The sequence below is a fragment of the Bacillus sp. ISL-39 genome, from assembly GCF_018613295.1.
In the GTDB taxonomy this organism is placed as follows: domain Bacteria; phylum Bacillota; class Bacilli; order Bacillales; family Cytobacillaceae; genus Mesobacillus.
The window spans coordinates 1-20,592 of record NZ_JAGGQM010000003.1; the positions used below are offsets into that span (position 1 = coordinate 1).

The window sequence follows — 20,592 nt, forward strand, 5'->3', positions numbered from 1 at the left end:
TTGAGGGTGCAAAAACCTCAATCAAATAGTCTGGTGGCGATGGCGAGAAGGTCACACCCGTTCCCATACCGAACACGGAAGTTAAGCTTCTCAGCGCCGATGGTAGTTGGGGGTTTCCCCCTGTGAGAGTAGGACGCCGCCGGGCACGCAAAAGAACAGCTGTAATGGCTGTTCTTTTTTTGTATGCTGATTTATAAATGATGTGTGAAATATGGCAGTAACTGAATATATTTGGCCTGACTTCGGACAAGTTTGGAGGTAATGAACGAAAAGTTGTCTGAACCTGAGTCAACTTCAGACAGGTTTGGTGGAAAAACACGAAAAGTTGTCTGAACTTGAGCCAACTTCAGACAGGTTTGGTGGAAAAACACGAAAAGTTGTCTGAACTTGATGCAACTTCAGACAGGTTTAAGGAAAAATAACGAAAAGTTATCTGAACTTGATGCAACTTCAGACAGGTCTGAAGGAAAAACACGGAAAGTTGTCTGAACTTGATGCAACTTCAGACAGGTTTGAAGGAAAAACACGAAAAGTTGTCAGAACTTGAGCCAACTTCAGACAGGTTTGATGGAAAAACACGAAAAGTTGTCAGAACTTGATGCAACTTCAGACAGGTCTGAAGGAAAAACACGAAAAGTTGTCCGAACTTGATGCAACTTCGGACAGGTTTGGAGGAAAAGCACAAAAAGTTGTCAGAACCTGAGCCAACTTCAGACAGGTTTAAGGGAAGATAACGAAAAGTTGCCTGAACTTGAGCCAACTTCAGACAGGTTTGATGGAAAAACACGAAAAGTTATCTGAACTTGATGCAACTTCAGACAGGTCTGAAGGAAAAACACGGAAAGTTGTCTGAACTTGATGCAACTTCAGACAGGTTTGAAGGAAAAACACGAAAAGTTGTCAGAACTTGAGCCAACTTCAGACAGGTTTGATGGAAAAACACGAAAAGTTGTCAGAACTTGATGCAACTTCAGACAGGTTTGGTGGAAAAGCACACAAAGTTGTCTGAACCTGAGTTAACTTCAGACAGGTTTAAGGGAAAACAACGAAAAGTTGTCAGAACCTGAGCCAATTTCAGACAGGTTTGAAGGAAAAACACGAAAAGTTGTCTGAACTTGATGCAACTTCAGCCAGGTTTGAAGGAAAAACACACAAAGTTGTCTGAACTTAATACAACTTCAGCCAGGTTTGGAGGAAAAGTCCGAAAATTTGTCCCAACCAAAACAAACCTTTCATCAATCGTAATATAATCCTAAATCCCTGATCTAAACCATCTAAAAATCAACAACCATTTCTTCTCAAATAATAAACCAACCTAAATTGTTATAAGACATACAAGGAATCCGAATGTCAATCATAAAATATAAAACAACTAAACTTTCTAAAATATTATTCGAAAAATTGTATACAAAAAAACGCTCCTGGCAACAATAGGTGTACGGAGGTGGAGAATTTGGGTTCGCTTTTAGCTAAGAATCAAATCGGGGAAACGTGTGTGATTTGCGAGCAGAAAAAAAGTGCTGGCATACACCTGTATACTTCTTTTATATGCACAGACTGTGAGAGCATCATGATCAAGACAGATACGAGTGATCCTAAATATAAATATTATGTAGAAAAGCTAAGGAAAGTAACAAAGCCTGGCATTTACAGTTAAAAGCTCATTTCGAGCTTTTATTTTTTTTGCTGAAAAACAGTGTTAGAATAGATAGGTGTGAATTTATAGATATAGGTGAGATTATGGATCAATCCAAAACACCCTTGTACTCTCAATTGGTTAACCATTCAAATGGAAACCCTCTATCGCTTCATGTACCGGGGCACAAATATGGGTCTTTTTTTTCCGTAGAGGGCCAAATCTTCTTTCAGCAGATTTTGAAATTGGATGCAACCGAAATAACAGGATTGGATGACCTTCATTCGCCCGAGGGAGTTATTTTCGAAGCTGAGGTTTTACTTAGCGATTTATATAAAACAAAAAAAAGCTTTTTTTTAATAAATGGATCAACTGTCGGGAATCTTGCGATGATCATGGCGGCAATCAATGAAGATGATTTGGTGCTTGTCCAGCGTAATTCCCATAAATCCATTATGAATGCTATAAGACTCGCAAAAGCAAAACCAGTATTCATAAGCCCGGAGTACAACGAAGAGTTCGGAGTGGCTGCCGGGTTAAGTATTGATGGTGTCAAATCAGCCATTAGCCAGTATCCGGATGCAAAGGCACTTATTTTAACCTACCCAAATTATTACGGACTGACTTATGATCTCAAAAGCATTATAGATTTGGCTCATGAGCATAGCATTCCTGTATTGGTGGATGAGGCTCATGGTGTACATTTTATCGCAGGGGATTATTTTCCGGAGTCTGCCGTTGAACTTGGGGCCGATATTGTCGTACAGTCTGCTCATAAAACATTGCCGGCGATGACAATGGGAGCCTTTCTCCATTATCAGTCGAACTCGGTATCACTCAGTAAGCTAAAGTTCTATTTACAGGCCCTACAGTCAAGCAGCCCTTCCTATCCGCTGATGGCATCCCTCGATTTGGCACGGAGCTTCCTGGGTACTTATAAACAGGAAGACTTGTCATATTTGAAAACAGAACTGCAGGAATTCAAAGAAAAACTAGAGAAATTGGCATCCATTCGGGTTTTGCCAGGGGCTGATCCATTAAAGCTGACCATTCAATCCTGGTCTGGTTTCGAGCTGCAATCCAGGCTTGAATCGAAAGGGATTTATACGGAAATGGCTGACCCTTATAATGTGCTGCTCGTTCTTCCATTGCTGAAGCATGGCATGGAGCATCGCTTGCTGGAAGCTGCTGAAAAGATTGCTGAGGTAGTAAGCACCATTCCGGATGAGAAAAATAAACCTGAGTCAAAAGTCATCCAAAAAAGTATTTCAACTTTGGAAGTCAGCTATAAAGAGATGGAGAATCAGCAGACAGAATACGTCCTGTTACAGGATTCCGCAGGCAAGGTCTGTGCGGAACAAATCATTCCTTATCCGCCAGGAATACCACTTTGTCTCCCTGGTGAAGTTGTGACGGAAGCCGATATTGAAACAATCTTTTTCTTAAAAGCAAAACAAGCAAAAATCCAGGGCGGAGAATCTTTGCATGCTGGTAAAATAAAAGTGTTTAAGAGTTGGGGGCTTTAAAAGTGGAAAAAGGAATATTTATTACGATTGAAGGTCCGGATGGTTCTGGAAAGACGACAATCCTTCAGATGCTTGCTCAAAACCTTGAAAAAGAAGGATACGCCGTGGTGGCTACTCGTGAGCCTGGAGGCATCGATATTGCTGAACAAATCAGGGAAGTGATCCTGGATCCGGAAAATACTGCAATGGACCCGCGAACAGAAGCACTTCTATATGCCGCGGCGAGAAGGCAGCATCTTGCAGAGAAGGTGAAGCCTGCTCTCGAAGAAGGAAAAATTGTCCTATGTGATCGTTTTGTTGATAGTTCTCTTGCGTACCAAGGGCATGCTCGAGGTTTAGGTATTAATGAAGTATACTCCATCAACGAATTTGCGATTGAAAATATGATGCCGGCGATGACTCTATACTTTGATGTCGCACCGGAGATTGGGCTGGAAAGAATCAATAAAAACAAAGGCCGTGAAGTCAATCGACTGGACCTGGAAAAGCTCGACTTCCACCAAAAGGTGAGAGAAGGCTATTTAATCCTGGCTGAGATGTTCCCAAAACGAATTGTTAAAGTGGATGCTTCTAAGGAACTCGATACAGTATATGGACAAGCAGAAGCTGAAATTAAAACGCTCATAAATACATTTTTTCCAAACAAGTCTTGATCAACCTGAGGCTTGTTTTTATTTAGATTGGCGAATAAAGGCTTATTTTAGCGAATGGTATCAACTGGAAGCCAATGGGATTTCACGTTTAAATCATGTCTTGACCCATGAATCCTGTTATAATGATAATACAAAAGTTACGGAGTGAAATCTTTTCGTTGAGCTTGCGCCGTGTGTAGCAAGTCTATAAAAAAGTCTAGGGGGATAATGAATGAAGTTAATATTAGCTGTGGTCCAGGACCAGGATAGCAATCGTCTATCCAATGCATTAGTAGACCATAATTTCCGCGCAACAAAAATGGCCAGTACGGGTGGATTCCTGAAGTCCGGAAATACCACTTTTATCATAGGTACAGAAGACATCAGGGTAGATAAGGCATTGGAGGTCATAAGGGATAACTGTAAGTCGCGTGATCAGCTGGTAGCACCTGTTTCCCCAATGGGAGGGAATGCAGATTCATATGTTCCTTACCCTGTGGAAGTAGAGGTTGGCGGAGCGACTGTATTCGTATTGCCTGTTGAGCAGTTTCATCAATTTTAACGGGAAATACCCGGAGGTTAGCAAGAGATGAAGATTAATCAGGATATGCGCCTTAACATAGATAAAGTCCGACAGGATCAAAAACAACAGCCTGGAGGCGGAATCAGGTTCAATGAAATGGTGGTAAAACAAGAACATAAATTGCAGTTCGGACAGATGCAGCAATTAATGAAGGAAGTCGAGTCTGCGGGTGAAAGGCTTGCGCGGTTTAGGACGTTCAAGGACCTGGCCAAATTCAAGCCACGGTTAAGCAATTCGTAAAAGAAGCGGTCAGCTTTGAAATGGAGCTAAAGCACTCGCATAGCTGGAATGAATATGGCGAAGGCAGGTCATTGAAACTTGTAGAGACTATTGATGAAAAGCTCGTCGAGTTGACAGAAGAGTTGATGGATAATAAAGATATCCTTGGCAAAGTAGGGGAAATCAAAGGTCTGTTGATCAATTTATATACGTAAGTGAGTGATCGCATTGGCAAAGACGTGGGACGAGCTGGAGAGACTTCAGCCGAATGTTTTGAAAATGATTAAAAACAGCATCCTGAAAAATCGAATAGCCCATGCGTATTTATTTGAAGGAATGAGGGGCACCGGCAAAAAGGAGATTAGTATTCTTCTTGCCAAGAGCATCAATTGCCGGGAGCCTGTTGATGGCTATAAACCTTGTGAAAGCTGCTTGAACTGCAAAAGGATCAACCATGGCAACCATCCGGATATCCATCTTGTCGAGCCCGATGGCCTGTCGATAAAGAAAGGGCAAATCCAGCAGCTGCAGGAGGAGTTTTCAAAAACAGGGGTAGAGTCAAAGAATAAGCTATACACCATTGTCCATGCTGATCGGATGACGACAAATGCGGCAAACAGTTTGCTGAAATTCCTTGAGGAGCCGCATGCGGGAACTGTTGCCGTGTTGATCACCGAGCAGGCCCAGCAAATGCTGCCGACTATTTTATCGAGATGCCAGTTGATCAATTTCACGCCGTTATCTCCTAAAAATATGGCAGAACAACTGATTGCCAATGGGATACAACCGCAACTGGCACCTCTGTTGGCACAGCTAACCAATAATTTGGAAGAAGCTTTAGAGATAAGTCATGATGATTGGTTTGCACAAGCACAAAAAATAGTGTTAAAATTATATGAAGTGCTGAAAAAGAATTCCCTTGAAGCTATGGTCGCGCTTCAAGAGAACTGGTTTATGCACTTCAAAGAGAAAGAACAAATCGATCGTGGTTTGGATTTATTACTTCTTATTTTTAAGGATTTACTATACATTCAGCTTGGCAAGAAAGACCAGGTTGTATATCTAAACGAAAGCTCACGTTTAGAACAATTTGCATTACAGACATCCGGACGGCGTCTTACCGAACAAATGGCAGCCATTCTGGAGGCGAAGAGGAAGCTGCATGCCAATATGAATCCCCAGCTGCTCATGGAAGAGCTGGTGTTAAAATTGCAGGAGGGATCTACACTTGTATGATGTAGTAGGTGTCCGCTTCAAGAAAGCGGGAAAGATTTATTATTTTGATCCCGGCGATCTCTCAATTCAAAAGGACGAATTCGTCATTGTCGAAACTGTAAGGGGCGTTGAGTACGGAAGAGTCGTAACTCCCCGTAAACAGGTCGGCGAAAAGGATGTAGTCCTGCCTCTGAAAAAGGTAGTCAGAATTGCAGATCAGAAGGATCGCCTTATTGTCGAGGAGAACAAAACAGCTGCAAAGGAAGCGTACGATGTTTGCAGTGAAAAAGTGAGTGAGCATCAACTGGATATGAAACTGGTTGATGTTGAATATACATTTGACCGCAATAAAGTCATTTTCTACTTCACGGCTGACGGCCGCGTCGATTTCCGGGAACTGGTCAAGGATTTGGCCTCGATTTTCCGGACAAGGATTGAACTGCGCCAGATTGGCGTAAGGGATGAAGCGAAAATGCTTGGCGGGATAGGACCATGCGGCAGAATGCTTTGCTGCTCCACGTTCCTGGGGGACTTTGATCCAGTTTCAATCAAGATGGCCAAGGATCAAAACCTCTCGCTTAACCCAACAAAGATTTCCGGCCTTTGCGGCAGGCTCATGTGCTGTTTGAAATATGAGAACGACCAATATGAAACAGCGAAAGAGCAGCTGCCTGATCTGGGTGAAATGATTGTTACACCTGATGGTACAGGAAAGGTTGTGGGGTTGAACATCCTGGAACGAGTCATGCAAGTCGATATACCTGGCCAGGAACGCGTGCTGGAATATACACTTGAGGAAATACAGGAAGCAGGAGCTGTATCGTTGCAATCATCCACAGATTAATGAGGTGGAACAGGTGGATAAAAAAGATATCTTTGACTCAGTAAGTAATATGGAATCGCAGATTGGTGATTTATACCGTCAGCTTGGTGAGTTAAAACAGCATTTGGCAGAGGTTCTGGAAGAGAACAATGCATTAAAGCTGGAAAATGAGCATATAAGACGCCGTCTGGATCAAACCATTGGTAAAAAAGATCCAACCATTAAGAAGAGCGGTAAGGGAAACAGCAATCAGGCACAGGGTGATAAAAATGTGGTCGACATCGGTGAAGGCTACGATAACCTTGCCCGCCTGTATCAGGAAGGCTTCCATATCTGCAACCTGCATTTCGGAAGCCCCCGCAAAGAGGATTGCTTATTCTGCCTATCCTTTCTTAATAAAAAATAATTGGCAGCCTTCCTTAATTGGGAAGGCTATTTTTATAATGCTCTTTCGTAAAGTTATAAGCATTTACACACTATTTAACACATGTTCGATTTGGCATCTTCGAAAGGAGCCCAAAACCCCTAAGAATGCTAATACCTATATATACTCGAAAAGCAACAATCAATTTTTAATTAGCAGTTCACAGGTTCACAGCCATTGAACATATATGTATGGAGGAACTATCTATAATGGTTAATTTACGGGAAGATGAACGATTGGATTATTTGCTGGCAGAGGATTTAAGGATTATCCAGAGCCCGAATGTATTTTCGTTTTCATTGGACGCTGTTTTGCTTGCAAGGTTTGTCTGGGTGCCAATCCAAAAAGGCAAGATTGTCGACCTGTGCAGCGGCAATGGGGTAATTCCATTGTTTTTAAGCGCAAGGACAAAGGGGACAATTACCGGGGTGGAGATCCAGGAGCGGTTGTACGATATGGCAGTCCGCAGTATTGAATATAATAATCTAGACGATCGGTTACATATGATTCATGGTGATCTCAAGGATGCGGCTAAAGAGCTCGGCTACGAGAAGTATGATGTCGTAACATGCAATCCTCCTTATTTCCTTACACCTTCAAAGGAAGAAATAAATATGAATGAACACCTTGCGATTGCGCGTCATGAGATCCTCTGCACACTCGAGGATGCGATTAAATCATCAAGCCAGCTTGTGAAGCAGGGCGGTAAGGTTGCCTTTGTCCACCGTCCTGGCAGATTGATCGATATCATCGAAATGATGAGGAAATACCGGCTTGAGCCTAAGCGGATCCAGTTTGTTTATCCTAAGGCCGGGAAGGAAGCGAATACGCTTTTGGTAGAGGCAATCAAGGATGGAAGTCCTGACCTTAAAATTCTTGAGCCATTGACGGTATATGATGAAAATAATGAGTATACCCCGGTGATCAAAGAAATGTTATATGGAAGCAAATAAGTACAGAGAAACGGGTGATTTACATGCAACGGCAGAAAAGCTTTGAACGGGAATATGAAAAAGGGATTCTTTACCTCGTACCGACTCCTATCGGGAACCTTGAAGACATGACATTCAGGGCGATCAGGATCATGAAGGAAGCCGATTGGATTGCGGCGGAGGATACGAGGAATACGAAAAAGCTATGTAATTATTTTGAGATTGAAACGCCCGTTACCAGCTATCATGAACATAATAAGGAAAGCAGCGGATTTAAATTGATTGAAAGGATCAAAGAGGGAGCAAAAGTCGCACTTGTCAGTGATGCGGGAATGCCAACTATCTCTGATCCAGGCACGGAGCTGGTGGTCGAGGCGATCGCCGAGGGACTGACTGTCGTACCGTTACCAGGGGCGAACGCGGCTTTGACAGCTTTGATTGCCTCTGGCATTCTTCCTCAGCCATTCTACTATTATGGGTTTCTCCAAAGGGGCAAAAAGGATAAGAAAAAGGAACTTGAGCTGCTGGCAAAGCAGACGGCAACCATCGTTCTCTATGAATCCCCCCATCGTTTGAAGGAAACGCTGTCCTTGATGCTTGAGGGACTAGGCGATCGGAAAATGGTCCTTTGTCGTGAACTGACGAAGAAATACGAGGAGTTCCTAAGGGGAACAGTTGCTGAAGCATTGGCATGGGCAGAGGAAGAAGAAGTCCGCGGGGAATTTGTATTGATCATCGAAGGGGCATCTCCTGATTCAATTTCCGAAGAAGAAAACCAATGGTGGGAAAGATTAAGCATTGAAGAACATGTTGAACATTATATTGCCAAAGAACAAATGAACTCTAAGGAAGCAATCAAGCAAGCAGCAAAAGATAGAGGTATGCAAAAGAGAGAGGTTTACCAGGCGTATCATATTAAAGAATAGTGCGGAAACAGCACATATAAAAAAGGCCGTGGATTCATCCACGGCCTTGAGTATTAGATTTATGCTTTTACAGGCTCGAAGCTTCCCTGGATTTCTTGAAGAAGCTGTTCAGCACCTTCACGGCTAAGGATCAGCTTGCCGCCTGCCAATGTGATGTTATTGTCAGAAACTTCACCAGTGATGTGGCAAGTCATGTTAGGCTTGTACTTCTTAAGGATGATGCGGTCATCATCAACATAAATCTCCAAAGCATCCTTTTCTGCGATGCCAAGAGTCCTTCTAAGTTCGATTGGAATTACCACACGGCCAAGCTCATCAACTTTACGAACAATTCCAGTAGATTTCATTTTTTTAATCTCCTCTCATTTTCCCCATCTATTAAGTTCGTCATTTTTCGACATTTTTCTCTTATTGGTTTTATAATACCAAGGATTCCAATAACCGTCAATTATTTTATTTTTCTTCTATTAGTAAATTTTTACACAGAACGAAAACCTTTTCATATCAAGGGTTATGGATGAGAAAGGTAATAAGGAATAAGGAATGGTGCGGTTATCTCGAATTGAGGATAATGAAAAAATATTATTGAGGTAATAGTATTCGACGCATAATTCGACAAAATTCTACAATATCATTCGACAAAATGTCACAATTTCGACAAACCCTAGATGGATTGTATATTATTTTAGTAACAGGTATATTCTATTTGTGGATTTGGTTATGATTTTATTATGCAGAATATCAACCTTTCAGGACACTAAAGCTCATGCCAACGAACTGAGGCGGGGCTTTTTTTATAAAAATATATTAGGGGCATAGCCCATAATGAATCTCTACTGACAAAGTTCGTAAGCTCTATAGAGAGAATGTCCGTAGCGGAACTTTTTCAGGAAATTCTGTTTTTACCATTTGATAAAATAAGAATATCTTAACCCTGGATAATGGCTCATAGTTTTGGGTTTTAAAGTGTTAGGAATCCCGGTGCATAAACTGGTATAATAACTACTATTAGAATGAACTAGCAGTTTTAGTTAAGGAGGATCTTCATGGAAGAGAAATTGAAAACCTTTTATCTTACAACCCCGATTTATTATCCTAGCGGCAATTTACATATTGGCCATGCTTATACGACAGTAGCAGGCGATGCAATGGCGCGCTATAAAAGACTGCGCGGCTATGATGTCATGTATTTGACAGGTACGGATGAGCACGGTCAAAAAATCCAGCGCAATGCCGAGGCAAAAGGCATCACTCCGCAGCAATATGTCGATGAAATCGTCGAAGGGATCCAGGAGCTCTGGGGCAAGCTGGATATTTCCTACAATGATTTTATCCGTACGACCCAGGATCGTCACAAGCAGATTGTCGAAAAGATTTTCGCTCAGCTTCTGGAGCAAGGGGATATCTACCTCGATCAATACGAAGGCTGGTACTGCACTCCTTGCGAATCCTTCTATACAGACAGACAGCTTGAAGATGGAAACTGCCCGGATTGCGGCCGTTCTGTCGAAAAGGTAAAAGAAGAATCGTATTTCTTCAAAATGAGCAAATACGCAGACAGGCTGCTGAAATATTATGAAGAGAATCCTGACTTCATCCAGCCGGAATCCCGTAAAAATGAAATGATTAATAACTTCATTAAACCCGGACTTGAAGATTTGGCCGTTTCACGGACAACGTTTGATTGGGGTGTGAAGGTCCCTGGCGACGCGAAGCATGTCATTTATGTGTGGATTGATGCGTTGTCAAACTATATCACAGCTCTTGGCTATGGAACAGATGATGACTCCAAGTACTTGAATTACTGGCCGGCAGATGTCCACCTGGTCGGCAAGGAAATTGTCCGTTTCCATACCATTTACTGGCCAATCATGCTGATGGCGCTTGACCTGCCGCTTCCTAAAAAGGTTTTTGCCCATGGCTGGCTTTTGATGAAGGATGGAAAAATGTCGAAATCCAAGGGGAATGTAGTCGACCCAGTGACACTGATTGACCGCTACGGTCTTGATGCGCTTCGCTACTATCTGCTTCGAGAAGTTCCATTTGGTTCTGATGGAGTGTTCACGCCTGAAGGCTTTGTCGAAAGGATCAACTTTGACCTTGCGAATGACCTTGGAAACCTGTTGAACAGAACAGTTGCGATGATCAATAAGTATTTTGACGGCGAGATTCCTTCCTACAATGGCTCTGAAGGAGAATTTGAGAAACAGCTGCTTGAAGTGAATAAGGTAACAGTCCAGAAGTATGAAGAAGCTATGGAAAAAATGGAGTTTTCCGTGGCGCTTACTTCCATATGGCAATTGATCAGCCGCTGCAATAAATTCATCGATGAAACACAGCCTTGGGTACTGGCGAAGGATGAAGAAAAGAAGGCTGAACTTTCTGATGTAATGGTCCACCTTGCTGAGTCATTGAGAAGAGTGGCTGTACTATTGAAGCCATTCCTGACAAGGACTCCGGATAAAATCTTCGCCCAGCTGAATGTCGCCACTGAAACGCTTCAATCTTGGGAAAGCCTGGAGGAATTTGGCCAGATTCCAGCAGGAACGAAGGTCGTTCAGGGTGAACCGATTTTCCCTCGCCTTGAATTGAAGGATGAAGTGGAATTCATCAAGGAAAAAATGCAGGGTTCTGCTCCTGCCGCGGCGCCTGTTGAAGAAGAGAAACCGGAACCTCAGGATGAAATCACCATTGATGACTTCATGAAGGTTGAGCTTCGGGTAGCAAAGGTGGTTCATGCGGAGCCTGTTAAAAAGGCGGATAAACTGCTGAAGCTTCAACTGGATCTTGGTTATGAAAAGCGCCAGGTTGTTTCCGGCATAGCGAAATATTATAAACCGGAAGACCTTGTCGGTAAAAAGGTAATCTGCGTGACAAACCTGAAGCCGGTCAAACTTCGCGGGGAGCTTTCTGAGGGAATGATCCTTGCAGGTGAAAAGGATGGTGTCATGTCATTAGCAACAGTGGATGACTCACTGTCAGTAGGTGCGAAAGTAAAATAAAACCATTTAGACCTGAAAATGTTTCATGTGTAACATTTTCAGGTTTTTTGTGTTAAAAAGGCAATTTTTTTAAAAGAGTGATTTATGATAGTAAGAGAGTCAGATAGCAAGCAAAGCGCGAGCGCCCTTGCTCAGCCCTGACAAGCGCTTTTAATAACGCAAGCATTCCCGACACTTGTCGGGTTTTTATGAAACCGAATTCAAAAATTTGACCTGGACATTGAAAAAAAGTTATGATATCGACACAACTTTATCACAATAATAAGAACACCACAGTGATTCTATTCTACTTAATGTCAGGAATCACTAGAATGAAACTGCAGGGCAATGCTGCAAAGGAGTTTTAACATGCTTTTTGATACACATGTACACTTAAATGCAGAACAATTCAATGATGATCTCCAGGAGGTTATTGACCGGGCGCTTGCTGAGGGTGTGACGAACATGGTTGTTGTCGGGTTCGATGAGGCGACGATCAAGAAAGCGATAGAACTTGCTGAAGGCTATGATTTTATCTATGCAAGTGTAGGCTGGCATCCAGTCGATGCGATTGATATGACGCAAGAGCATCTGGACTGGCTTAGAGAACTGGCCAGCCATCCGAAAGTAGTCGCACTCGGGGAAATGGGCCTTGATTATTATTGGGACAAGTCACCAAAGGACATCCAGAAAGAGGTCTTCCGCAAACAAATCAGGCTGGCAAAAGAAGTGAATCTTCCTATTATCATACATAATCGTGATGCAACAGCAGACATAGTTGAAATTTTAAAGGAAGAGAACGCCGGGGAAGTAGGCGGAATCATGCATTGCTATAGCGGCAGTGTGGAAACCGCGCTAGAATGTATCGATATGAACTTCTATATTTCGCTTGGCGGACCGGTTACATTCAAAAACGCGAAGAAACCGAAAGAAGTGGCAGAATCGATTCCAATGGATCGACTGTTGGTCGAAACAGATTGCCCTTACCTGACGCCCCATCCATATCGCGGAAAAAGAAATGAACCAGCGTATGTAAAATTGGTGGCCGAACAAATTGCAGAACTGAAAGGGTTAACACTCGAAGAAGTTGCAGGCGAAACAGCCAAAAATGCAAAAAAATTATTCGGCATAAAGTGATAAAGAATGTTGTCGATTTTTCAACAAGGTTGTCCAAACTTTTTCTGTTTCTAAAAAGTTCTACATGTCTCACTGGCGACATAGGATAACCGTGTCGATAACTCTTGCTTTTCTTTTTATGGAGCATCTTGCATAATAGGGACTACGTTTGGGCAAGGGTGTCTGGGTTGACAAGTCGGCAACAATATCTTTATAATCACTCCGAGAAGAGGAGGCGTTTTTCATCGTGATTAATAGTATGAAAAACCTGTTTTCCAAGACTTTGAGTAAAAAGAAACTGGTGATTTTTTCTGCTAGTTTCCTAGTTTTTGCTGCTGCTCTTGGGTTCTTCATGTATGAAGGGACCAAAAAGACAGTTGCATTGACGCTGGATGGCGAAGAAAGAGTCATTAAAACACATGCAAATACTATCCAAGATCTATTTAATGATCTCAAAATCTCACTACGCTCAGAGGATTATTTATCACTGGCGGCAAACACAGAGGTGAAGAACAACCTTTCGATTGTGTGGAAGCCGGCAAAACAGGTAGAGCTAATTCAAGATCAGGAAAAGAAAACGTATTGGACAGCAGCTGATACGGTTGAGGGCTTCCTGAAAGAACAGAATATCGTCATAAATGAACACGACAAATTAAACCTAAACCCAGACGCTAAGTTAAAGCAAGATTTGAAGATTGCCATTCAGAGAGCTTTCCCGCTTAAGATTGTAGTTGGCGGAAAAGAGCGAGATGTATGGTCGACTTCGACTACGGTCGCTGACTTTTTATCACAGCAAGGAATCACACTGAACGAAATGGACCGTGTTGAGCCTGCTTTAAAGCAGACAGTCACAAAAGATGCCGTGATTAATGTTATTCGAGTTGAAAAAGTCACCGATGTAGTGGAAGAACCAATTAGCTATGCAGTCGTTACGAAAAATGACAGCAAACTGGAAAAAGGGAAACAGAAAGTCGTAACAGAAGGCCAGGAAGGCTTGCTTTCCAAGGAGTATGAAGTCATCCTTGAAAATGGCAAGGAAGTATCAAGAAAACTGGTCAGTGAAAAGAAACTGAAAGAGAAACAGGATAAAGTCGTGGCAATGGGAACGAAGGTCATCGTAGCTCAAGTTTCCCGCGGCTCAAGTGAACCGGCAGGCAAGGAGTTTTATGTTACTTCCACAGCGTACACTGCAAACTGTAACGGCTGCTCCGGCTACACGGCTACAGGGATCAACCTGAGGGCAAACCCTAACATCAAGGTCATTGCAGTAGATCCAAGAGTTATTCCTTTAGGTACCAAAGTTTATGTAGAGGGCTATGGCTATGCAATAGCTGCCGATAAAGGCTCAGCTATCAAAGGCAATAAAATCGATGTCTTTTTCGCGTCAAAAGCAGATGCATACCGTTGGGGCCGTAAAACCGTCAAAATCAAAATCCTGAATTAATTATGAATGCAGGGGATTCTTCCTCTGCATTTTTGTTTTTTCATTTTACGTTTAAGGTATAATAAGAAAAGCGTAATCGCTTAAAAACTTTACACCTATATAGACGATTATATTTCAAAAATGTTTCATTTATTTCAAAGAAAATTTATTTCTTTTTTAATTTTGGCTCTGTTAATGCTAAATGTTGATTATTACATCCTGTTGATTGTAGTGGAAGGCGCGTAGACTCCTGGGGGATGAGAAAGTCATGGGGAGACCCCGCAGGCGCATAAAGCGCCGAGGAGGCTCCCCGACTTCCCGCGGAAAGCGAAGCGCCTGGAACGAAAATCAACAGCCGTGTTTAACAGAGCCTAGACTATAAAGAAAAATCATATCCATTTGAAGATGAATGAGTTCGAGTACGGAGGAATCATGAAAATAAAAGAAATCATAGTAGTTGAGGGCAAGGATGATACGACGGCGATCAGGCGTGCTGTTGACGCGGATACAATCGAAACGAATGGATCGGCGATCAATGCCGAAACGATTGAACGAATCCGGAATGCGCATGAAAAGCGGGGTGTGATTGTTTTTACCGATCCTGATTATCCGGGCGAAAAGATCCGCAAGACCATTTCAGAGCAGGTTGCAGGGTGCAAGCACGCATTTATCCCAAAGGAATTGGCTAAGCCAAAATCCGGGAGAGGACTTGGTGTTGAACATGCTTCTCCTGAGGTGATCCGCGAAGCCCTGAAGGATGCTCAGGTAATGGATGCAGAGGCAGTCGAAGAGATTACCCAGGAGGACTTGATTGTTGCGGGTCTGATTGGCGGTCCTGGTTCCAGGGAGAGGCGTGAAAAGCTCGGCAGGCTTCTGAAGATCGGATATACAAATGGCAAGCAGCTGCACAAGCGCCTGATGATGTTTCAGGTAAAAAGACAGGATTTCGCCGATGCGCTGGCAGAAATCCTTAAGGAGGAACAAAATGCATAAAGATATCGCCACCCCGATGAGAACGAAGGAAATACTTGATAAATACGGCTTTTCATTTAAAAAGAGCCTGGGACAGAACTTTTTGATCGATACGAATATCCTGAACCGCATCGTCGATCATGCGGAATTAACCGACCATAGCGGCACAATCGAAATCGGTCCTGGAATCGGCGCATTGACAGAACAGCTGGCGAAAAGAGCTGAAAAGGTGGTTGCTTTTGAAATCGACCAGCGTTTGCTGCCGATTTTGGAGGATACACTATCTCCTTATCCAAACGTAAAAGTCATTCATAGTGATGTACTTAAAGCAGATGTCCGAGCAGTGATGCAAGAGGAATTTGAGGAACAAAGCGACGTTATGGTCGTGGCCAACCTGCCATATTACGTGACAACACCTATCCTGATGAAGCTGCTTGAGGAAAGGCTGCCGATCAGGGGCATCGTCTGTATGCTTCAAAAGGAAGTGGGCGACAGGATTTCGGCCAAGCCTGGAACGAAGGAATATGGTTCACTTTCCATTGCCGTCCAGTATTATACGAAGGCTGAAACAGTGATGATTGTTCCGAAAACGGTCTTTATGCCACAGCCTAACGTAGACTCAGCGGTCATAAGATTAACATTACATGATGAACCGCCTGTGAAGGTGAAGGACGAAAAGTTCTTTTTCCATGTTACCAGATCAAGTTTTGCCCAGCGCCGTAAAACCATCCTGAATAACTTGACCAGCCAGCTGCCGAATGGCAAGGAGAAGAAAGAAAGTATACAAGCAGCGCTCCAGCAGGCAGGAGTGCAAGAGTCACGCAGGGGAGAAACTCTGTCGATAGAAGAATTCGCACAATTGAGCAATGCGCTGTATCCATATTTTCACTAAAGTCCGGAGATTTCGGGCTTTTTTTGATGTTCGGAATAAAACCCGAAATTGAGGAATATAATCTATTTTTTTAGGAAAAAAGCTCTGCGATTCAGGAATATATTAGCCGAACTCAGGAATATCCTTCCCGAATGATCCACTCCGTCCAGAAAGCACATGTCTATAGGTATTTGCATATTTTATGAAAGAATACCACTTAGCGCAGCCTGTGTGCGGGGCAATTGGAGTGAGGATGATGAATATTAACCTCATGGATATCGTCGGCAGGGTTTCGCATCAATGCGATATTATGTTCCGGGTTATCGATATCAGAGAGAAACATGGCAAAAAAATCGCGATATTATATGGTGAGGATTTCCGGTTAATTGCGGATGCGCCCTATGAAGATCTAATTAAAATCGATCCGAGTATGCGCATGAGGCTGACAAAGGAATTCCGTTCACTTGAAGAACAGTCATATAAGCTATTCAGGCAGGATGTTGATCTATTACAGCAAAAGCAGGAGTATGAGGCAACCGAGGGCTACAGCAAGTCTTACAACTACTTTCAGATGCCTGGGAAGGTGCTCCACGTTGATGGAGATCCGAATTATTTAAAAAAGTGCCTGACTCTTTATGAGAAAGTAGGGGTCCCGGTGTATGGATTCCATTGCAATGAAAAAGAAATGCCGGACAAAGTCGGAATGCTGATTGATTATTATAGACCTGATATTCTGGTCATCACCGGGCATGATGCCTATTCAAAGTCTAAAGGATCTATGGATGATATCAACGCTTATCGACACTCCAAGCATTTTGTTCGGACAGTAAGAGAGGCTCGAAAGAAAGTTCCTCATTTGGACCAGCTGGTCATATTCGCTGGCGCTTGCCAGTCTCATTTTGAGTCGTTGATACATGCTGGTGCCAATTTTGCAAGTTCCCCTTCAAGAGTTAATATCCATGCGCTTGATCCGGTTTATATCGTCGCTAAAATCAGCTTCACACCGTTCATGGAGCGCATTAATGTGTGGGATGTACTTCGCAATACCTTGACTGGTGATAAGGGTCTGGGCGGCATCGAAACAAAGGGGGTATTAAGGACAGGAATGCCATATAAAAAAAAATCGTCGGACTGAAGAAAACACGTCCGGCGTTTTTTATTATTTTGGTACATATTTTATCGCATTAAAGGCTACGCTAAAATTGTTGAAATTTAGAAGAAAAAGAAGTCCGAAATATATTGACTTTTAAATTTAAGTACTGTTATAATTTATGTTTTTGTTTGACTAAATAGTGTCAGCGTGTTATACTTTACACAGTGAGGTGGACCGAATGCCAAAAACATTATCGGATATCAAAAAAGCGCTTGATTCAAACTTAGGAAAAAGACTCATGCTAAAGGCCAACGGAGGACGGAGAAAGACGATTGAACGTTCTGGCGTGTTAGCGGAAACTTATCCTTCTGTTTTCGTCATCGAGCTTGACCAGGATGAAAATGCTTTTGAACGTGTTTCGTACAGCTACGCAGATGTTCTAACTGAAACAGTGGAAATTACCTTCTTTGAAGATACAACAGGATCAATAGCATTGAGCTGATTTTTGGCTCAATGCAGTACAGGCAGTCAACTTTCGGGTTAGCTGCTTTTTATTTTGCCTTTTTTAAAAAAGGCTCTTTTCTCAAACTTTGTTGCTATTGATTGCAAGGCCCTTTTCTCAAACTTTGTTGCTATTGACTGCAAAATAGGATTGAATGACCTGTTTTTTTTCGCACACTTGCCTCTTTTGTGAGAAAAGAGCATGCAAAACTTAATACCGACCAGCAAAATGGCCTTATATTACGTCATGTTAAAATCGGCTTTAGGGTTTTAACAACAATCTTTACGAAAACAGGCTTAAAAAAAGACAGGATAAATAAGGTGCACATGAAAATCTCTTTTTTCAAAAATACTAAGGACACCGCGGTGGTGAAAGGAGATGGTAGTAATGGGCAGAAGAAGAGGGATTATGTCTGAAAGGTTGAAGGAAGAGCTTGCGAAAGAACTTGGCTTCTATGATGTCGTCCAGAATGAAGGATGGGGCGGCATAAAGGCCAAGGATGCAGGTAATATGGTGAAGCGAGCGATTGAGCTGGCCGAACAGCAGCTTGCGAACCAAAACCGCTGACCCAGATGAAGATTCTTTAGAGACTGCCAAACAGCTGTTTTCACAGTTGCCAATAAAATTCAGATCCATCGCGGCGCCGGGGCTTATGCTCCGGCTTTATTTATGGATAAAAAGGTGTGCAGCTTCCATGTATCCTCCTGCCATTCTAATTCTTTGTGAATTTACTGTATTCGCCATAATGCAAATGATAAAATAAAGGAATGTTTCTTGCAGGGGAGTCTTACTTAATTTACACGAAGGAATGGATTGATAGTGACGATCGTCCAACTCCAGTGCCAAGCCCTCGAGTCGCTTGTCGGGGCTGATCAAGGCGCTTGCGCTTTTCTTTTCTTTTTGTGGTAAAATAGGACAAAATGTGGAATTCGTTTAAAGTAGGTGGAAGTTGTGAAGGTTTTAGTGAAGGCGCCGGCAAAAATCAATTTGTCACTGGATGTTTTGCACAAACGTCCGGACGGTTACCATGAGGTGGAAATGGTCATGACGACGATTGATTTGGCTGATCGCATCGAACTTAGTTTACTAGAAGAAGAGAGGATCGTGATCCATTCCCATAATCGGTTTGTGCCGGATGATCAGCGGAATCTTGCTTACCAGGCAGCGCATCTGTTGAAGGAGAGGTTCCAGGTGAAGCAAGGTGTTCTCATTGGCATTGAGAAGACCATTCCGGTGGCAGCTGGGCTTGCTGGCGGCAGCAGTGATGCAGCGGCGACATTAAGAGGCTTGAATAAACTATGGAAGCTTGGTCTGTCTTTGGACGAGCTGGCAGTGCTGGGTGCGGAAATTGGCTCAGATGTTTCTTTCTGTGTGTACGGAGGAACAGCGCTTGCGACAGGCAGAGGGGAAATTATCGAGGAACTGCCGGCACCGCCGACGTGCTGGATTGTATTGGCGAAACCGTTTATCGGTGTATCGACTGCGGAGGTATATCGCCGCCTTAATGTAGAGAAAATTCAGCATCCGCCTACGAATCAAATGATCACCGCTATTGAAAATGGAGATTTCCATGGAGTCTGCAATAGTGTCGGAAATGTTTTGGAAGATGTGACGCTTTCGCTTTATCCCGAGGTAGCACAGATTAAAGATCAAATGAAGCGGTTCGGTGCTGATGCTGTTTTGATGAGCGGAAGCGGCCCGACAGTATTCAGCCTTGTGGCACATGATTCGCGAATGCATCGTATTTATAACGGTCTGCGAGGGTTTTGTGACCAGGTATTTGCAGTAAGAATGCTTGGAGAGCGTCATACCCTTGATTAAATCCGTATAATGGTGGTATATTAACCTTAAATATTCGGATTTTGGAGGTTCTTGAATGAAATTTCGACGCAGCGAGCGTTTGATCGATATGACGACTTATTTACTGGAACATCCGCGCCAATTGGTACCGTTAACCTATTTTGCCGAAAAGTATGGTTCAGCAAAGTCCTCGATCAGTGAAGATCTCGGAATCATCAAAGAAACATTTGAACAGCGGGGAATCGGTGTCCTCCAGACTGTGCCAGGCGCTGCCGGCGGAGTCAAGTTCCATGTCCATGTCAGTGAGGAAAAAGCCCGAAAGGTAATCGATGAACTTTGTAACATAATGGCAAGTCCCGATCGATTGCTGCCAGGCGGTTACCTTTACATGAATGATATTCTTGGAAATCCAGCAATTGTGCAGGAAGTCGGAAGGCTGCTCGCATCTGCTTTTGCCGATAAGGATATTGAGGTTGTCATGACTGTGGCGACAAAGGGGATTCCGATCGCTTACGCAGTCGCAAGCCACTTGAATGTCCCGGTCGTGATTGTCAGAAGGGATAGTAAAGTGACTGAAGGATCGACAGTAAGCATCAACTACGTTTCAGGTTCTTCAAAAAGGATCCAGACGATGGTGCTATCAAAGCGCAGCCTTGCAGAGGGCTCGAAGGTTCTGATTGTCGATGACTTCATGAAAGCGGGCGGCACCGTTAATGGCATGATTAATTTGCTTGAAGAGTTCAATGCGGAGTTAGCGGGAATAGCGGTACTGGTTGAGTCGGAGAATATAGAAGAAAGACTTGTCGATGAGTATCTCTCACTCGTACGCCTTTCAGGTGTAGACGTAAAAGAACGTAAAATTACCGTGAGTGAAGGAAATTACTTCGCTCGCAGAGAATAGTTGTTCATATAAAAAGA

General features: G+C 43.0%; 20 protein-coding genes, 1 rRNA gene and 1 pseudogene. 21 read left to right on the forward strand and 1 reads right to left on the reverse strand.

From position 1 onward, the window contains the following. Positions 1-29: 29 nt before the first annotated feature. From rrf to rsmI, 11 genes and pseudogenes are all read left to right on the forward strand, one after another. Positions 30-145, forward strand: a 5S ribosomal RNA gene (rrf, locus tag J7E37_RS05610). A gap of 1,308 nt (positions 146-1,453) precedes the next feature. After that, a complete protein-coding gene (locus J7E37_RS05615; protein ID WP_214782092.1) occupies positions 1,454-1,657 on the forward strand; it encodes a sigma factor G inhibitor Gin in 204 nt (67 codons plus the stop codon). An 83-nt stretch (positions 1,658-1,740) separates the two neighbouring features. After that, the gene (locus J7E37_RS05620; protein ID WP_214782206.1) at positions 1,741-3,162 is read left to right on the forward strand and encodes an aminotransferase class I/II-fold pyridoxal phosphate-dependent enzyme; all 1,422 of its coding nucleotides are present in this window, start codon (positions 1,741-1,743) and stop codon (positions 3,160-3,162) included. Positions 3,163-3,164: 2 nt separating this feature from the next. Beyond that, positions 3,165-3,815, forward strand: coding sequence for a dTMP kinase (gene tmk / locus J7E37_RS05625; RefSeq protein ID WP_214782096.1), 651 nt, complete (start codon positions 3,165-3,167; stop codon positions 3,813-3,815). Positions 3,816-4,026: 211 nt separating this feature from the next. Further along, a complete protein-coding gene (locus J7E37_RS05630) occupies positions 4,027-4,356 on the forward strand; it encodes a cyclic-di-AMP receptor (protein ID WP_079504170.1) in 330 nt (109 codons plus the stop codon). Positions 4,357-4,383: 27 nt separating this feature from the next. Continuing rightward, a pseudogene (locus tag J7E37_RS05635) lies at positions 4,384-4,811 on the forward strand (YaaR family protein). Positions 4,812-4,824: 13 nt separating this feature from the next. Then, on the forward strand, positions 4,825-5,832 hold the full coding sequence (holB, locus tag J7E37_RS05640; RefSeq protein WP_215022930.1) for a DNA polymerase III subunit delta': 1,008 nt from the start codon (positions 4,825-4,827) through the stop codon (positions 5,830-5,832). Next, positions 5,825-6,655: a PSP1 domain-containing protein gene (locus J7E37_RS05645; RefSeq protein ID WP_214782103.1), complete on the forward strand. Its 831-nt coding sequence runs from the start codon at positions 5,825-5,827 to the stop codon at positions 6,653-6,655. The genes holB and J7E37_RS05645 overlap by 8 nt, the downstream gene beginning before the upstream one ends. A 13-nt stretch (positions 6,656-6,668) precedes the next feature. After that, complete coding sequence (yabA, locus tag J7E37_RS05650) at positions 6,669-7,040, forward strand: DNA replication initiation control protein YabA (RefSeq protein WP_102264786.1); 372 nt, start codon at positions 6,669-6,671, stop codon at positions 7,038-7,040. 227 nt (positions 7,041-7,267) lie between these two features. Further along, positions 7,268-8,011 (forward strand): tRNA1(Val) (adenine(37)-N6)-methyltransferase, encoded by a 744-nt coding sequence (locus J7E37_RS05655; protein WP_214782105.1) that lies wholly within the window; start codon positions 7,268-7,270, stop codon positions 8,009-8,011. A gap of 23 nt (positions 8,012-8,034) precedes the next feature. After that, entirely contained in the window at positions 8,035-8,916 is an 882-nt protein-coding gene (rsmI, locus tag J7E37_RS05660) for a 16S rRNA (cytidine(1402)-2'-O)-methyltransferase (protein WP_214782107.1), read from the forward strand. Between the two features lie 59 nt (positions 8,917-8,975). Here the strand turns inward: rsmI and J7E37_RS05665 are convergent, their stop codons facing one another. Continuing rightward, positions 8,976-9,263: a transition state genes transcriptional regulator AbrB gene (locus J7E37_RS05665; RefSeq protein ID WP_102264789.1), complete on the reverse strand. Its 288-nt coding sequence runs from the start codon at positions 9,261-9,263 to the stop codon at positions 8,976-8,978. A gap of 699 nt (positions 9,264-9,962) precedes the next feature. Between J7E37_RS05665 and metG the strand changes: the two genes are divergently transcribed. The 10 genes from metG (at position 9,963) to purR (ending at position 20,575) form a co-directional block, all read left to right on the forward strand. Continuing rightward, positions 9,963-11,918 (forward strand): methionine--tRNA ligase, encoded by a 1,956-nt coding sequence (gene metG / locus J7E37_RS05670; protein WP_214782109.1) that lies wholly within the window; start codon positions 9,963-9,965, stop codon positions 11,916-11,918. A 348-nt stretch (positions 11,919-12,266) separates the two neighbouring features. Then, a complete protein-coding gene (locus tag J7E37_RS05675) occupies positions 12,267-13,034 on the forward strand; it encodes a TatD family hydrolase (protein WP_214782111.1) in 768 nt (255 codons plus the stop codon). A gap of 238 nt (positions 13,035-13,272) precedes the next feature. Then, entirely contained in the window at positions 13,273-14,457 is a 1,185-nt protein-coding gene (locus tag J7E37_RS05680) for a resuscitation-promoting factor (RefSeq protein ID WP_214782209.1), read from the forward strand. A gap of 411 nt (positions 14,458-14,868) precedes the next feature. Then, the gene (gene rnmV, locus J7E37_RS05685; protein ID WP_214782113.1) at positions 14,869-15,429 is read left to right on the forward strand and encodes a ribonuclease M5; all 561 of its coding nucleotides are present in this window, start codon (positions 14,869-14,871) and stop codon (positions 15,427-15,429) included. Beyond that, on the forward strand, positions 15,422-16,300 hold the full coding sequence (rsmA, locus tag J7E37_RS05690; RefSeq protein ID WP_215022932.1) for a 16S rRNA (adenine(1518)-N(6)/adenine(1519)-N(6))-dimethyltransferase RsmA: 879 nt from the start codon (positions 15,422-15,424) through the stop codon (positions 16,298-16,300). Before rnmV ends, rsmA begins: the two co-directional genes overlap by 8 nt. Before the next feature lie 235 nt (positions 16,301-16,535). Continuing rightward, a complete protein-coding gene (gene yabG / locus J7E37_RS05695) occupies positions 16,536-17,414 on the forward strand; it encodes a sporulation peptidase YabG (RefSeq protein ID WP_214782212.1) in 879 nt (292 codons plus the stop codon). A gap of 196 nt (positions 17,415-17,610) precedes the next feature. Further along, the gene (veg, locus tag J7E37_RS05700; protein ID WP_023613322.1) at positions 17,611-17,874 is read left to right on the forward strand and encodes a biofilm formation stimulator Veg; all 264 of its coding nucleotides are present in this window, start codon (positions 17,611-17,613) and stop codon (positions 17,872-17,874) included. Positions 17,875-18,261: 387 nt separating this feature from the next. After that, entirely contained in the window at positions 18,262-18,441 is a 180-nt protein-coding gene (locus tag J7E37_RS05705) for a small, acid-soluble spore protein, alpha/beta type (protein ID WP_041967995.1), read from the forward strand. 384 nt (positions 18,442-18,825) lie between these two features. After that, positions 18,826-19,695 carry a 4-(cytidine 5'-diphospho)-2-C-methyl-D-erythritol kinase gene (gene ispE, locus J7E37_RS05710; RefSeq protein WP_483297200.1) on the forward strand — a complete coding sequence of 290 codons (870 nt, stop codon included), beginning with the start codon at positions 18,826-18,828 and terminating at the stop codon, positions 19,693-19,695. Between the two features lie 55 nt (positions 19,696-19,750). Next, positions 19,751-20,575, forward strand: a complete 825-nt coding sequence (gene purR, locus J7E37_RS05715; RefSeq protein WP_214782122.1) for a pur operon repressor — start codon at positions 19,751-19,753, stop codon at positions 20,573-20,575. Positions 20,576-20,592: the final 17 nt, after the last annotated feature.